This window comes from Algoriphagus sp. AK58 (genome assembly GCF_014324365.1).
In the GTDB taxonomy this organism is placed as follows: domain Bacteria; phylum Bacteroidota; class Bacteroidia; order Cytophagales; family Cyclobacteriaceae; genus Algoriphagus.
Map to the genome: position 1 here is coordinate 195,510 of NZ_QEIG01000010.1, position 14,734 is coordinate 210,243.

Here is a 14,734-nt window from a genome sequence, read left to right on the forward strand (position 1 = left end):
GTTTATGCATATTTGTTTTATTACAAGTGAATATCCAAAGGTAGGTTTTCCTCATGGAGGTGTAGGCACCTTTATTCAGATTCTAGCTAGGAATTTGGTTAAAAATAATGTTAAAGTTTCTGTCGTAGGATTGAATTACACTAATGAATTTGAGTGTGTAGATGATTTCGGAGTGACCGTATACAGGTTAAAACCTAAGGTCCTTAGGCCAATTACTTGGTTGCTTAACTACAATTCTATTAATTCTGAAATAAAAAAAATTCACCTGAATGAAAAGATTGATGTTGTGGAATCCACAGAATTAGGTTTGGCATTTATCCAAAAAATCTCCGGAATTTCTTATGTTATACGAATGAATGGTGGTCATCATTTTTTTGCTGAGTCAGAAAAAAGAAAAATTAATTTTTGGAAAGGATTTCAGGAAAAGCGTTCATTCAGGAAAGCGGATGTTGTGATTGGTGTAAGTCAATATGTGATGAACCATACTTTAAAGTACATTGATTTTAATGGAAAAAAGGGTCCAATTATTTTCAATCCTGCTAATCTATCAAACTTCTATGAAGCAAATCCTAGCCTTATTGTTCCTGGGAGACTCTTTTTTGCAGGCACTGTATGTGAAAAGAAAGGAATTCGTCAATTAATACAGGCAATTCCTGAGATAAGATTAAAATTTCCTGAGGCTCATTTAGTCATAGCTGGTAGAGATTGGTATTTTCCAGATGGTTCTTCATATATCTCATTTTTGAAAAGAGAAGTGATTACAAAGGATATTGAATCATGTGTTACCTTTTTAGGTGCTGTGGATAATAATAGATTGCCTGAATTAATAGAGCAGGCAGAATTATGTATTTACCCCTCACACATGGAAGCCATGCCATTAGCCTGGATTGAGGTTCTCAGTATGGGTAAGGCTTTTTTGGCTAGTAAACTTGGCCCAGGACCGGAAGTCGTTAATGATGGAGTCACCGGTAGATTGTGTGATCCGCTATCTCCAACAGATATTGCCCAAAAAACAATTGAAATGCTTGCTGATAAAGAGGCTTCTCGAAAAATGGGTTTGGAGGGCAGGAGGGATGTTTTGAAACGGTTTGATATAAATGTGTTGCTTCAACAAAACATTGATTTTTATACAAATCTTTTAAAAAAGTGACTTTTTTGATTGTTACCCATGTGATTCATAAATCAGCAAACGGGAAAATTTTTGGATATGCACCTTATGTTAGGGAAATGAATCTCTGGATTCATCCCTTTTCCAAGGTAATATTGGTGGCACCAGTGTTGAAAGGTCTCGATCCAAATCCCATCGAATTATCTTATGAGCACGCAAATCTTGAAGTAAGAGAAGTTCAGGAAATTAACCTAACAACAGTTTATTCTGCGGTAAGAAGTGTATTATCCTTACCACAAATTATTTTTCAAATTTTTAATGCTATGAGTAAAGCCGACCATATTCATCTACGTTGTCCAGGTAATATGGGCCTACTAGGATGTTTTGTTCAGATATTTTTTCCTTTTAAGAAAAAGACAGCCAAGTATGCAGGTAATTGGGACCCAGCTAGTTTGCAGCCATTTACATATCAGCTTCAAAAGAAAATTTTAAGTAGCACTCTTCTTTCCCGTAATATGAAGGCACTTGTGTACGGAAAATGGAAAGGAGATTCAAGTAATGTAATTCCATTTTTCACGGCTTCTTATTCACGTTCTGAAATTTTAGATTTCAATAAAGAGTTACCGGAAACTGGAGAGAAGCTGAATTTAATTTTTGTCGGGAGTCTTGTTGAAGGAAAGAATCCGCTAATAGCTCTTCAGTCTCTGAAGCTATTAGTGGATAAAGGTTATCAAGTCCACTTAGATGTTTGTGGAGATGGTAACCAGTATAAGCTTCTTGAGGAATACATTCGAGAAAATGGGATAGAGCAGTTCGTAAGTCTTCTTGGAAATGTAAATGCCACTGACCTTAAAACATTATATAAAAAAGCTCATTTCCTAATTTTTTTATCAGATAGTGAAGGTTGGCCAAAGGTAGTAGCAGAAGCTATGTTTTTTGGGTGCATTCCAATTACTACTCCCGTTTCTTGTGTGCCAGATATGCTTGGAATAGATGAGAGGGGTGATTTGATTAGTAAGGACCCTAAAGAAGTATTGAGGATAATTGATTTTTACTTTAAGTTCCCTTCGAAATATTCAAGTAAATCAATAAAGGCAAGAGAATGGTCAAATAAGTATACCTTAGAGTTGTTTAATGATGAAATAATGAAATTAATTTAATTTTTTTAATTCTTTTTATGGGTTTAAATGAAATTATGTTTAAAGTATTGATCTTTTGAATTTTTAATAATTAATATTATTTTATTTAAAAATTACTTAAGAGTCTATAATGTTAAACTTCGTTTGGTTGATTTTTTGACCAAATTGTTTTTCCTAGATGTTATCTTGCCTTATTTTAATTTAGACTAAAGCGCTTTCGCTTTTGGTGTTGATATGTCAAAGACTAATATGAACTTATTAAAAAGAGAAAAAGGTTTCTCCGTAATTATTTGTACCTACAACGGAAGAAAAAGATTAGGAGTTACCTTGAATCATATTATTAACCTTTCTATTCCTGTTGGATATGATTTTGAATTAATTATAGTAGATAACCGTTCTAGTGATTTAAGTTTACAATTTTGTAAGGACTTCTTAGAGGGACTACATTCAACTATAAAAATTAAATACCTTTCCGAAAACAACCCTGGTAAGGCCTATGCACTTGAGAAGGCTTTTGATAATGCTTCTTTTTCTCACGCCATTATTTGTGATGATGACAATTGGCTAGAACCAAATTACCTAACAATTGCAAGTCAAGTTCTTGAAAAATTTCCTGATATCGGGATTGTAGGAGGAAAGTCAGTTCCACAAATTGAATGTGAAATCCCAGATTGGTTCCCTTTGGTTGAAAGTGCCTTTGTCATTGGAGGCCAAGCAAAAGCTCCAGGATATATGGATGGGATTAATGAATATGTTTGGGGTGCGGGTATGATTTTTAAAATGGAAATTTGGGATAAATTAAGAAGTCAAGATTTTTCCCTTGTTACTGGAAAGAATGTAGGAAAAGCAGTAGGAGAAGATTCAGAGCTTTCTTTGTTGGCAAGAATTTTAGGATATAGACTCTACTATCAAGATACCTTGGTATTCAAGCACTTTATGCCGAAGGAGAGGATTGATTGGAAAGTTGCCATTAAATATTACAGAGGATTTGGATCAACGAAACCATATTATATTTTTTATAAAAACTTCAGTAAAGCAGGAAAAAAATTGTCTATTATTGAAGTGGAACGAGAAATTGCAAGATTAGTTATTTATATAACTAAGGAATTGGTAATTAAAATTTTTACTTTTGATAGAAATGATAGATTTCAATTACTTAATTTAAATCTTGTTTGGTACTACTTTCTTGAGGTTATTAACGTGTTTCGAATAAGGAAAGGAGCTTACAAAATTAATCACTTTTTATCTAGTTTGCATACCTCGTAACATATATAGTAAGATTTTATTATGATATTAATTTACAATTAAGGTTTGTTTAATGAATAAGATTAAGAACCTGGCTTTATTTTTAATTTATTCGCTTATTCCAAATAGATTGTTGCGAGTAATTATTAATAAGCACTTCTCTGAAGAAAAATTAAACAGGTCATTTTCCCAAGAGGGAGAGGACTTAATTTTAAATAGACTTTTTTCTAAAAAAAGCAAAGGATTTTTTTGTGATGTAGGAGCATTTCATCCTAAAGAATTCTCTAATACATATTTGTTTTATCTCAAGGGCTGGAATGGAATAAATATCGATCCTAGGCCTGGTTCAAAGAAGCTCTTTGATTTTTATCGTCCTAAGGATATTAATTTGGAATTAGGCATCTCTGATTCTGATTGCGAAAAATTAGTGTATCACATGTATGCTAACCCACTTTATAATTCGTTTCTCAGCGAACCTGTAGAAAAAGTTAAAAAGATAGATGAGATAGACATTAGAGTTTGTACCCTTGAAGAGGTTTTTAATAAATATTTGCCTAAAAATGTGGAAATAGATTTTTTATCGATTGATGCGGAGGGATTCGATTTCTCGGTTGTTAGATCTAATAATTGGAGTTTATATAGACCAAAAGTTATTCTTATTGAATTTTTTAATAGACCATTTGATGAGTTCATGAATTCTGAATTATATAAATTTTTACAATCTAAAGAATATAGTTTCTTTGCAAAAACTGTCAATACCTTTATTCTTGTTTCTCATCAATATCAACTTCAAATTTTTGGACCCAAAGTATAGTGATCTGTTTATTAATTTTAGATATTTATAATTGAAAAAGAGAGTAATTGTTCAGTTAGTAGATTCCTTAAGTCTGGGAGGTATTGAAAGAATGTCTGTCAATATTAGTAATGTTTTTACCTTATATAATATTGAAAGCCATTTAATTGTCACTCGAATAGGAGGGGGATTGTTAAAGTTCGTTTCCAAGGATGTGCATGTTAAAATATTCAATAAATCAAGTTTTTTTGATGTTTTTACTTTTTTAAAAATTCTAGTATATCTAAAGAATGTCAAACCTGATGTGCTACATGCTCATCAAACCTCAATTTTTTGGTCTGTTTTATTCAAAGTCTTTCTTCCAAATACGAAGCTTGTTTGGCACGATCATTTTGGTCAAAGTGAAATGCTTGATTTGTATCCAAGGAAAGAGATGAATTGGATTATGCCTTTTATTGATAGTTTAGTAACTGTTAACGATACTATTAAAAAGTATTGGGAAGGAAGATTCCCCCATAAGAAAAACTCTATTTTTTATTTAGCCAATTTTCCTGGATTTTTGGAGGTTTCCAGAGCTTTTCCCAATAGCGAAATTTTATCTATTATCAATGTAGCCAATTTTCGAAAGCAAAAAGATCAATTAACTTTGTTGGAAGCTTTATCGATAGTTAAACAAAAAGGTTATTTTTTCAAAGCTTCTTTTATTGGTGAATTTGTTGAGGAAAATTGGCTTGAATTAGTTAAAAATCGGATTTTAGAGTTAGGGCTCGAAAAAGAGGTAGAAATCGTCGGACCAGTTACTGAAATTTCATCTTATTTGGAGTCGGCTCATATTGGGGTGTTGAGTTCTGAATCAGAGGGATTACCCGTGGCATTATTAGAATATGGTATGGCTGGTTTACCTACTGTAGCCACTCAGGTTGGCCAATGTGATCAAGTATTGGGATATGGTCAATTTGGATGGTTAGTACCTCCCAAATCCCCAGCTTTATTAGCCGCTGCTCTTGAAGAAGTGCTTTTGGATTTGGATAAAAGTAATTTAATTGGAATGGAATTTAAGAATCATATAAAATCTAATTTTGGACCTTCCAAATTTATGGAAGGCTACATGAAGATCTTGAATAACTTAGAGAAAATCCCAGGTTCTAAAGTTTAGGAATTTTGATAAAAAGAATAATTCTTTCTAAAAATTATCTATTTTGGACCATTTTCCATGTTCTTCTTGGAGTTGCTTCATCATTATCGCCGTTTGGTTTGATTATTTGGTTCTACTTAGTTGTTGGAACTTCATTTCTAACCATCATTAGGATTAAAAATGTATTTCCCTTTATCATTTTTATTACTTATTTAACTTCATTTGAGCTTTTAGCAAGGATGTCCCAAACTTCTCCTTTCATACCTTATGAACTCGGGAAGTACCTTCTTTGTCTGATGCTTATTATTGGTGTTTTTAAGTTTGGTTTTAATAGTTATTTGGGATTGATTATGGTTGTCCTAATCTTGCCCTCCATATTTTTCGACCTTTCGGGAAAAGTAGATAAGCAGGGATTAATTTTCAACCTAATGGGTCCAATTAATGTGGGGTTGGCAATTTGGTTTTTTTATGGAAAATCAATAACCAAAATTCAACTTATTAAACTGCTAAGAATTAGTTTGTTACCCTTGATTTCTGTTCTATCTTCTATAATTTTTAAATCGCCCTCATATGATGAACTTGAATTTACGCTTGGGGCAAGTTTTGCCACCAGTGGAGGAGGTGGTTCTAATCAAGTTTCTACCTTATTAGGGATAGGTATTTTCATTTCTTTTTTGTTTTTGATCAATAAATGGAAAATTACCGGTAACAGGATTTTAGACTTTGGTCTTTTTTTTCTGTTTGGTTTTCAGGGATTACTTACTTTCTCAAGAGGGGGAATTATAGGCGGTGTTCTTGGTATTTTAGTAATATTATTTTTTATTATGTTGTCAGCTGAATCAGACAAGAGACGATACAAGCTTCCTAAACTAGGTAAGATTTTTGTTCTTGCTGCTATTTTATTAATGATCACTTTCCAGGTTGCGGATAATCTTACTGGTGGCTTGTTGGGGCTAAGGTATTTGGGAGAAACAGAAGGCACTCTTGCAGGGACTAAAGAAAAATCCATTGATTCTATTACTACCGGTAGATTCAACATATTTATGGAAGACTTGGAACTTTGGGAAGAAAATTTAGTCCTAGGTGTTGGAGTTGGAGCTTCCTCTTACCTTAGAGGTGGAAGTCAGTTTTACCTTTCACATGTTGAACTTAGCCGACTTTTATCAGAGCATGGGATTTTAGGATTATTATATTTTATTATACTGATGTACCTAATGATAAGGTTGATCAAGTCTAAAAAACCTCCAATGGAGAAGGGTATTTTAGTCGCTTTATTTTTAATAGCTATTTATACTACTTTTCACGCTGCCATGAGAACCTATTTGACACCTTGGTTTATAGGATTGAGTTTGATGGAAATTAAATACCCTAAACTTGGTTCTAAAATTTCAAAAAAAGAGGTTTCTAAAGAAGCTCATCAACCCGTTTGATGTTTTATTAAATGATTACGGTCGAAAGATTATTAAGGCTTAAGAACTATCCCTTAGACGAGGCGTTGGCAGAAATTAAGGGTATTCAAGCTTTATCCAAAGATGAATATCATCATTGGCAGGAACGGAAGAAATGGGAATTGGTAAAATTTCATTTCCAAAATAATCCACTTTACAGAAAGTTAATTGGTAATTTTTTGCCGAATTCATGGAATGAGCTTCCGATTGTCAGGAAAAAAGATTTCCAGACTAACCCCGAAATTTTACTTTCAAAGGGACTAAAAAATAGTGAATTGCATTTTGGAAGTACATCAGGCTCTTCGGGCATTCCAATGGTCTTCGCCAGAGATAAATTTAGCCACAGTATCACTTGGGCGCTAATTCTGGATCGGTATAAAAAAGTAGGTATATCTTCTACTGATTTACAGGCACGATTTTACGGTATTCCTCTACAAAAACCTGCTTATTATAAAGAAAGGATTAAAGATTTTTTAATGAACCGATACCGATTTGTAATTTTTGATATCTCGGATTATTCATTGGATAGATTTATTGATAAGTTTCGGAAAACCCCATTTCGGTACTTATACGGGTATACCAATTCACAACTAACTTTTGCGAGGCACCTTCAGACAAAGGGATTGACTTTGAAAGAAATTTGTCCTTCTGTAAGTTGTTCTATTGTTACCAGCGAGCAATGTACCGAAGAAGATCAAGCTTTTTTAGAGAAAGTATTCCAAGTTCCTATTTATAATGAATACGGTGCTTCAGAGGTAGCATTTTTAGCAATGTCAGATCAAATGGGGATCAAAAGATTATCAAATGAGACGCTATTTTCTGAAGTGATAGATGAAAATGATCATCCTGTTAAGGATGGCCAAACAGGTAGATTGATTTTTACCAATCTATTTAATATAGCTATGCCTTTTATTCGGTATGAAGTTGGAGATTTTGGTGCAATCGAAAAAGACCCCTTAATGGTTCAAGATAAGCTGATTAATCTTCAGGGCAGGCTTAATGACAAAGTCTTTTTGCCTTCAGGAAAAGTTGCTGCCGGCTTTTCTTTGTATTATGTTTCCAAACATTTGATGGGTACTTTGGGGTACATTCACGAATATCAGGTACATCAATTAAGTCTAAGCAAATTCTTGTTTTATATCGTCATGGATCGAGAACTTGATGATTTCTCAAAAAAGACAATTCAGGAGGCATTTGATACCTATTTGGAAAAAGGTCTGGAAGTAGAAATTAGAAAGGTTGATTTTATAGACAGGGAAAAATCAGGGAAGTTAAAACACTTTATTTCCCATTTGAAACAAGACGGGAAATAATGAAGATCCTTTATTTTTATCAATATTTTGCCACTTCCAAAGGAAGTTGGGGAACTAGGGTTCACGAGTTTACCAGAGAATGGGTGAAAAAAGGACATCAGGTGACGGTAGTGACCAGTGTTTATTCCAAATCTGATATCTCTTCTTCCAAGTTTATAGATAACCAATTTTTTGATGGTGTGAAAGTGATTATTATCAACGTCAAAATTGATAATAGACAGTCTTTTTTTAAACGGATTTTTTCCTTTTTGGCATACTCTATTCTTTCCTGTTGGTATTCTTTGACCTACCCAACACAGGTGGTGATTGCATCCAGCGGACCAATTACCGTTGGGTTTCCCGGATTGATGGCCAAGCTTTTAAGGAGAAAAAAGCTTGTTTTTGAAAGCCGCGACTTGTGGCCGGATGGTGCTATTGAACTTGGGATTATCAAAAATCCATTGATGATTAAGGCTTCTCGCTGGTTTGAAAAATTCTGCTATCGGTATTCAGACCTGATCGTGGCACTCTCCATAGGTATGGAAAAAGAAATTCGGGTCAAATCTCCCCGTAGTAATGTAATTACTGTTACCAACGCGGCAAATATTTCTCTATTTTCAACTCCACAGCCTTTTCCGTCTGATCTAGGGATTAGTCCAAAAACTTACGCAATATACACTGGCAATATCGGTGATGTAAATAATTCTATTTGGCTTCTTGAAGCTGCCAAAATCCTTCAGGAAAAAGGTTCTTCAATTAAGATTGTGATGATCGGGGAAGGACAGCAACGTGAATTGATCGATCAGGAAATCAAAAATCATCAACTTAATACACTGCTTAGGTGGCCACTGATGCCCAAAGAAAACCTGGTAGCTTTGATACAACATGCCCTGGTTTCCTTGGTACCACTCAAAGGTACCCCGGTTCTGGATACTTCATCTCCTAATAAATTTTTTGAATCTCTTTCTGCCGGTGTTCCGGTGGTTCAAAATACTCAGGGATGGATGAAAGACTTCCTGATCGAGCATGAAGTTGGTTTTACGCTTCCTCCCGATAATCCCGAATCCTTAGCAGATTTGCTGATTTCCTTGGCATCAGATCCTGTTCGCCTTGAAGGGATGAAGGAAAGAGCTCTTGAAATTTCAAAAATAGAGTTTGATAAAAACCGACTCGCTGATAAAATGATTACTGCTATCGAGTCCATCCCTGACTGAAATCGAGAAAGTCGTCAGCCTCACTTCTTTAAAATATCAAATATTCCAATTGGCTCCACTTGGTTTATTTATAGGGATAATGCCCTGAACGCTTAGAAATAAAAATGAAATACCTGTTAACCGGAGGAAATGGTTTTTTGGGAAAATATCTAGCCCAAAGCCTTATATCTCATGGAGAATTGATTCAATTAGGCAGGGCTACTCAGTCAGATATTGTAGCTGATTTTTCTCAGGAATTACCTCCACTTCCTGTAGTAGATATGGTGATTCATGCTGCTGGGACTGCCCACTTTATTCCCAAAACGAGGGCAGAAAAGGAGCTCTTTTTTAAAGTGAATGTACAGGGGACAGAAAAGTTGCTAAACCGGATTTCTGAAAATCAGAAACTCCCCAAAACCGTTGTATTTATCAGTTCCGTAGCTGTCTATGGTAAGGAAATTGGGGATTTGATCAAGGAAAATGCGCCTCTTATGGGAACTACACCCTACGCGCTGAGTAAAATCAAAGCTGAAGAATTGATTCTGGATTGGGGGAAAAAACACGGGGTAACAACATTTATCCTGAGGCTTCCTTTGATCGTAGGGGAAAATGCCCCGGGGAATTTAGGTGCGATGGAAAAGGCCATCCAAGCGGGATACTATTTTAGAGTAGGAAATGGAGAATCCCAAAAGTCCATGGTATTGGCAAAAGATGTAGCAGAATTGATCCCCACACTTTCTGGATTTGAAGGAGGAATTTACAATTTGACCGATGGGGTAGATCCTAGGATTTCGGAATTGGATTCCGCCATTGCTGCAAAGGCAAAGAAATCGGTAAAAGTGGTTCCTTTGGCCTTGATCCAACCTTTTGCAAAGCTTGGAGATCTATTTTCTATTTTACCTATCAACACATATAGGCTTGAAAAACTAATCGGACAATTGACCTTTGACTGCACAAAGGCTAAAACTGAACTCAATTGGTCTCCTAATCCAGTTCTAGGCTGGTTTTTTGAACAGAAGCATGATTAAGATTTTATTTTTAGGCGAAACCTATCGCGCTGACGCCAAAAGTTGGATAAAAGGTATCGAACAAGAATCGGGAACCATTCTCGATACTATGGAGATCAAAAGGTCTGACACCAGAATTGGACGTATTTTCAACGCATTCCTCTTTTTTTTTCAAATTCTTCAAACTCGATTTGGGACTCGTTACGACCTGGTTTTGGCGGAAAGGGCGACTAGCTATGGGATGTTTTCTCTTTTTGTCCATGCAGCGGTCAGAATAGTGGCCCAGCAAGGGATCACAGATGCTTATCCTGAAGAGGGTTTTTCCGGGTTTTACAAGCGGATTATTCAGCGTTGGGTATATCAAAGAGTGGATATGATCCATGCATGGGGACATGTGATGACCTACGCAATGCTCAATTCAGGAGCAGCTCCGTATAAGATTCTGGTTTTGCCCAAAGGGATCGATTTGGAACATTTTAAGTTCTCTCATGAAGACCATACTCAAATCCCTGAAGTGAGTCTTATTGTAACCAGGTCTCTGTATGAACTTTACAGACATGCGGATATCCTTAAAAGTGTGGCAAAGCTTAGGGATGAGGGACTAAAGGTAAAAGTAATCATGGTTGGAGACGGTCCCGAAAAACCCCGGCTTCTCCAACTGTGTCGAGATCTGAGTATTGAAGATCAGGTTAATTTTACGGGCCTGATCCCCAACGAAGAGCTTCCCAAACTGCTCAGTCAATCAAGATTTTATGTAGCGTTCCCTACAACAGAGGGAGTTTCCAGCTCTTTGTTTGAGGCTATGGCAGTGGGTTGTTTTCCGATAGTTTCTGATCTTCCGGCCAATCAGGCCTTTTTATCCCAAAAGAAAAATGGAATTTTAGTGCCTGTTGAGGATGGAATGGAGTTAGCTAATGCTATCCGATTTGCAGTAGAATCCCCGGAATTGGTTGAAAAAGCTATAGCAAGGAATAGGGAGTATATTGAGAAACATGTTGATTTTAGAAGCAATATGAAAGAAATTTACAAGAGGTACTTAAGTCTTTTATCCCAAAAATCTGCCTGATCATGTGTGGTATTGTAGGTTTTTGGAATTACAACAATCAGCCAGCCTCTTCGGATTTGATATTCAAAATGAGAGAAAGTCTGCAGCACCGAGGTCCGGATGCTGGGGCTCATTGGATTGACGGGGCTTTGGCACTTGGGCATAGGAGGCTTTCAATCATTGACCTCAGCGATTCTGCTAATCAGCCTTTTCATTCACCTTGCGGAAATTTTACCCTAGTCTTTAATGGGGAAATTTTCAATTATCAAATCTTCTATCCTGAACTAAAGCGAAAGGGATATGTTTTTAATACCACTTCTGATACAGAAGTGTTGCTCTTTTTATTGATGGAGTATGGGCTTGATGCCTTGTCCAGATTAAACGGTTTTTTTGCTTTTGCTTTTTTTGATCGTGGCAGACAGGAATTGACTCTGGTCAGAGACAGATTTGGGGTGAAGCCTTTGTTTTATTTTCCTTCAGATCATGGTTTCTACTTTGCAAGTGAGGCAAAGGCTTTTTTTGTGGCGGATTTGGCGAAAGAAATTGAGGAGGAGAATCTGGATGAGCTGTTTCTTTATCGATTTAATGCCGGTAAAAATTCTGTGTTCAAAAATGTGTATAAACTTCTTCCAGGACACTGGATGAAAATCACGGAATCGGGAAAAAGAAAGGAGGAAGGGCGCTGGTTTCATTTGGGTGAGCAAATCTTGGCCCGCAAGGAAATCAAAAATCCATTGGAATGGTTTGAAGAGACGTTCCATCAAAGCATCAAGCTGAGAATGATTGCAGATGTGAAGGTAGGAACGTTGCTGAGTGGAGGATTGGATTCCAGCAGCACTCTTTTTAGTCAAGCAAAGCAGGGATTTAATGATTTGAGTTCGTGGAATGTGGCATTTAGCGATACTAGACACGATGAGTCGCATTTGGCTCGCCAGCTTTCTGGATCACTTGGTGCGTCTTTCAATTCTTTTGAGTTTAAAGAAGAAGAATTGGTGAATCTGACCAGAGATGCTATCCGTCACCACGACGAACCCATCATGCATTTTTCTGATGGGCATCTCCTGGGGATTTCAAGAAAGGCTAAGGAAAAAGTCTCTGTATTGCTGAGTGGGGAAGGAGCTGATGAAATTCTCGGAGGATACGTCCGATACAAGATTCATGACAGGGAAATGCGTTACCGTCTTCTTTCTTTGATTCGGTTTATTCCCGATAGATGGCTTAAAAACGAGCGACTTCGGAAAATGAAACGCTACCTCCAAATGAACAATAGGGAAGCTGAAATCCTGATGAATGCCAATGAATTGTATCCTTCTGACTTGCAAAATTTGGGAATTAATGCTGCCAAACTTTTGGAAGAATATAGGATTGGTATTCTGGAAGAAGCAAAAAAAGTCTATCCAAAAAACCGATACCGCCAACTTTTGTATTTGGAGCAGCATACGCATCTATATACCCTGAACGACCGAAATGACCGGACTACCATGGGGGCCTCGATCGAATGTCGGGATCCTTTTCTGGACCCCAATTTGGTAGTTGGCACAGGAAGTCTTCCCGATTCTTATTTCCGAAGTGAAGGTAAAGGCAAGTACCTTTTGATGAATTCTATCGGAAAACAGCTTCCAGACTATATTACCAAGCACCGGAAAGTTGGTCTATCAGTGCCTTGGGAAACTCTTATTCTAAACCAGCCTTACCTCCGGGAGATCTTGGAAGACCTTCCTAAGTCAGGTCTTTTTTCACTCAAACCTTATTGTTACTTGGATGTGGCAGGAATTGTGAATGGATTCAAAAAGGACCCCATAAAATATTATCCAATCATCCGACAGGTTTATTTTACTGCCTGGTGGTACCGCATTCATTTTGAAATCAAGGAAAATGAAGTTTCACTACTTCAGACGCGATAATTCTGACTCCATGAAAACTTATGAACTCATAAACCTTCCTAAAATCTTTGACCCAAGGGGGAATCTTACATTTATCCAATATCCCAATCAGATACCATTCCAAATCAAAAGAGTATTTTGGACTTATGACGTGCCAGGAGGAGAACAAAGAGGGGGGCATGCCTATAAGTCCCAAAATGAAATTATTGTAGCTTTAAGTGGGAGTTTTGACGTGGTGCACACACTTCCGGATGGAACTAAGCAGACGATTTCATTAAACAGATCCTATCATGCATTGCTTCTTCCGGCCCTGACTTGGAGGCATTTGGATAATTTTTCAACCAATGCGATTTGCCTTCATCTATCCGATAAGGAATTTGATCCCTCAGATTATCTAAGAGACTTTGAAGAATACAAATCCCTGAGCAATGTCAAAATCTAAATCAATCCTGGATTGCTACTTAATTTATCTGTCCAAGATTGGTGACAGAAACGGACATATCACGCCTGTCACGAATTCCAAAGAAATCCCCTTTGATATTAATAGGGTTTTTTATTTGTATGATATTCCCGGCGGAGAGTCCCGAGGAGCGCATGCACACTTTGAATGTCATCAGTTTTTGATAGCAGTAAGTGGTTCTTTTGAAGTTTTGGTAGATGATGGGAAATCAAAAAGGCAAATTTTGTTAAACAGGCCAGATTGTGGATTATATGTTCCACCGGGAATTTGGGCTTCAGAGGTTAACTTTTCCTCAGGAGCAATCTGCCTCGTTCTTGCCTCTCATACCTATAACGAGAAAGATTATATTAGAAATTATGATGATTTTATTACCTTTTCCAAAAGCTTATTATGATTAGTCCGCTGTCAGATATTAAATCAAAAAAAATTGGAAAAACTTCTACCATTTGGCAATTTGTTGTCATTTTAGAGAACGCCGTTATTGGAGAAAACTGTAATATCAATAGTCATACCTTTATTGAGAATGATGTTGTAATAGGAGATCGTGTAACAGTAAAATCTGGTGTATACCTTTGGGATGGCATAACGATAGAAGATGATGTCTTTATTGGCCCAAATGTTACGTTTACCAATGATAAATACCCTCGTTCCAAACAGTATCCAGAAAGTTTCCAAAAAACTTTAATAAAAAAAGGTGCATCAATTGGTGCAGGAGCTATAATTTTAGGAGGAGTTACTATTGGTGAAAAAGCAATGGTGGCTGCCGGGGCTTTGGTTACAAAAGACGTACCTCCATTTACTTTAGTAAAAGGGTCGCCAGCGACAATAGCAAGGCAGATTGAAAAATGAAGGATAAACTATTTGCACTACGTTTAGATTATCATCTTGATTAATAAATGTTTTTTTATGCTTTAAATGTAGGGCCAATTGTTTTAGTTAAATTTAAACTATCTAAAAATCAAATATTAAAATATACCTTTTCACAA

14 protein-coding genes are annotated in these 14,734 nt (G+C 36.3%); all 14 read left to right on the forward strand.

Features of this window, described 5'->3' with window-relative positions:
* The first annotated feature begins 4 nt into the window (after positions 1–4).
* The 14 genes from DDT91_RS11620 to DDT91_RS11685 all read left to right on the forward strand — a co-directional run bounded on the left by DDT91_RS11620 (position 5) and on the right by DDT91_RS11685 (position 14,597).
* Positions 5–1,150 (forward strand): glycosyltransferase family 4 protein, encoded by a 1,146-nt coding sequence (locus tag DDT91_RS11620; protein ID WP_187176355.1) that lies wholly within the window; start codon positions 5–7, stop codon positions 1,148–1,150.
* Complete coding sequence (locus DDT91_RS11625; RefSeq protein ID WP_187176356.1) at positions 1,147–2,268, forward strand: glycosyltransferase family 4 protein; 1,122 nt, start codon at positions 1,147–1,149, stop codon at positions 2,266–2,268. The genes DDT91_RS11620 and DDT91_RS11625 overlap by 4 nt, the downstream gene beginning before the upstream one ends.
* A gap of 228 nt (positions 2,269–2,496) precedes the next feature.
* Positions 2,497–3,513, forward strand: a complete 1,017-nt coding sequence (locus DDT91_RS11630; RefSeq protein ID WP_187176357.1) for a glycosyltransferase family 2 protein — start codon at positions 2,497–2,499, stop codon at positions 3,511–3,513.
* 52 nt (positions 3,514–3,565) lie between these two features.
* Positions 3,566–4,306: an FkbM family methyltransferase gene (locus tag DDT91_RS11635; RefSeq protein ID WP_187176358.1), complete on the forward strand. Its 741-nt coding sequence runs from the start codon at positions 3,566–3,568 to the stop codon at positions 4,304–4,306.
* Positions 4,307–4,337: 31 nt separating this feature from the next.
* Positions 4,338–5,441, forward strand: a complete 1,104-nt coding sequence (locus DDT91_RS11640; RefSeq protein ID WP_187176359.1) for a glycosyltransferase — start codon at positions 4,338–4,340, stop codon at positions 5,439–5,441.
* 5 nt (positions 5,442–5,446) lie between these two features.
* Positions 5,447–6,850, forward strand: coding sequence for an O-antigen ligase family protein (locus tag DDT91_RS11645; RefSeq protein ID WP_187176360.1), 1,404 nt, complete (start codon positions 5,447–5,449; stop codon positions 6,848–6,850).
* A gap of 11 nt (positions 6,851–6,861) precedes the next feature.
* Positions 6,862–8,181, forward strand: coding sequence for a phenylacetate--CoA ligase family protein (locus tag DDT91_RS11650; protein WP_187176361.1), 1,320 nt, complete (start codon positions 6,862–6,864; stop codon positions 8,179–8,181).
* Positions 8,181–9,374, forward strand: coding sequence for a glycosyltransferase family 4 protein (locus DDT91_RS11655; protein WP_187176362.1), 1,194 nt, complete (start codon positions 8,181–8,183; stop codon positions 9,372–9,374). Before DDT91_RS11650 ends, DDT91_RS11655 begins: the two co-directional genes overlap by 1 nt.
* Before the next feature lie 104 nt (positions 9,375–9,478).
* Positions 9,479–10,381 (forward strand): NAD(P)-dependent oxidoreductase, encoded by a 903-nt coding sequence (locus DDT91_RS11660; RefSeq protein WP_187176363.1) that lies wholly within the window; start codon positions 9,479–9,481, stop codon positions 10,379–10,381.
* A complete protein-coding gene (locus DDT91_RS11665; protein WP_187176364.1) occupies positions 10,374–11,426 on the forward strand; it encodes a glycosyltransferase in 1,053 nt (350 codons plus the stop codon). Before DDT91_RS11660 ends, DDT91_RS11665 begins: the two co-directional genes overlap by 8 nt.
* 2 nt (positions 11,427–11,428) lie before the next feature.
* Positions 11,429–13,309 carry an asparagine synthase (glutamine-hydrolyzing) gene (asnB, locus tag DDT91_RS11670; protein WP_187176365.1) on the forward strand — a complete coding sequence of 627 codons (1,881 nt, stop codon included), beginning with the start codon at positions 11,429–11,431 and terminating at the stop codon, positions 13,307–13,309.
* The gene (locus DDT91_RS11675) at positions 13,281–13,730 is read left to right on the forward strand and encodes an FdtA/QdtA family cupin domain-containing protein (RefSeq protein WP_255502091.1); all 450 of its coding nucleotides are present in this window, start codon (positions 13,281–13,283) and stop codon (positions 13,728–13,730) included. Before asnB ends, DDT91_RS11675 begins: the two co-directional genes overlap by 29 nt.
* Entirely contained in the window at positions 13,717–14,142 is a 426-nt protein-coding gene (locus DDT91_RS11680) for an FdtA/QdtA family cupin domain-containing protein (protein ID WP_187176366.1), read from the forward strand. The genes DDT91_RS11675 and DDT91_RS11680 overlap by 14 nt, the downstream gene beginning before the upstream one ends.
* Positions 14,139–14,597, forward strand: a complete 459-nt coding sequence (locus DDT91_RS11685; protein WP_187176367.1) for an acyltransferase — start codon at positions 14,139–14,141, stop codon at positions 14,595–14,597. The genes DDT91_RS11680 and DDT91_RS11685 overlap by 4 nt, the downstream gene beginning before the upstream one ends.
* Positions 14,598–14,734 lie beyond the last annotated feature (137 nt).

Coding starts and splice junctions, on each gene's coding strand:
- DDT91_RS11635 (WP_187176358.1), top strand. CDS start 3,566: ATGAATAAGATTAAGAACCTGGCTTTATTTTTAATTTATTCGCTTATT.
- DDT91_RS11650 (WP_187176361.1), top strand. CDS start 6,862: ATGATTACGGTCGAAAGATTATTAAGGCTTAAGAACTATCCCTTAGAC.
- DDT91_RS11665 (WP_187176364.1), top strand. CDS start 10,374: ATGATTAAGATTTTATTTTTAGGCGAAACCTATCGCGCTGACGCCAAA.
- DDT91_RS11660 (WP_187176363.1), top strand. CDS start 9,479: ATGAAATACCTGTTAACCGGAGGAAATGGTTTTTTGGGAAAATATCTA.
- DDT91_RS11620 (WP_187176355.1), top strand. CDS start 5: ATGCATATTTGTTTTATTACAAGTGAATATCCAAAGGTAGGTTTTCCT.
- DDT91_RS11680 (WP_187176366.1), top strand. CDS start 13,717: ATGTCAAAATCTAAATCAATCCTGGATTGCTACTTAATTTATCTGTCC.
- asnB (WP_187176365.1), top strand. CDS start 11,429: ATGTGTGGTATTGTAGGTTTTTGGAATTACAACAATCAGCCAGCCTCT.
- DDT91_RS11630 (WP_187176357.1), top strand. CDS start 2,497: ATGAACTTATTAAAAAGAGAAAAAGGTTTCTCCGTAATTATTTGTACC.
- DDT91_RS11655 (WP_187176362.1), top strand. CDS start 8,181: ATGAAGATCCTTTATTTTTATCAATATTTTGCCACTTCCAAAGGAAGT.
- DDT91_RS11675 (WP_255502091.1), top strand. CDS start 13,281: ATGAAGTTTCACTACTTCAGACGCGATAATTCTGACTCCATGAAAACT.
- DDT91_RS11685 (WP_187176367.1), top strand. CDS start 14,139: ATGATTAGTCCGCTGTCAGATATTAAATCAAAAAAAATTGGAAAAACT.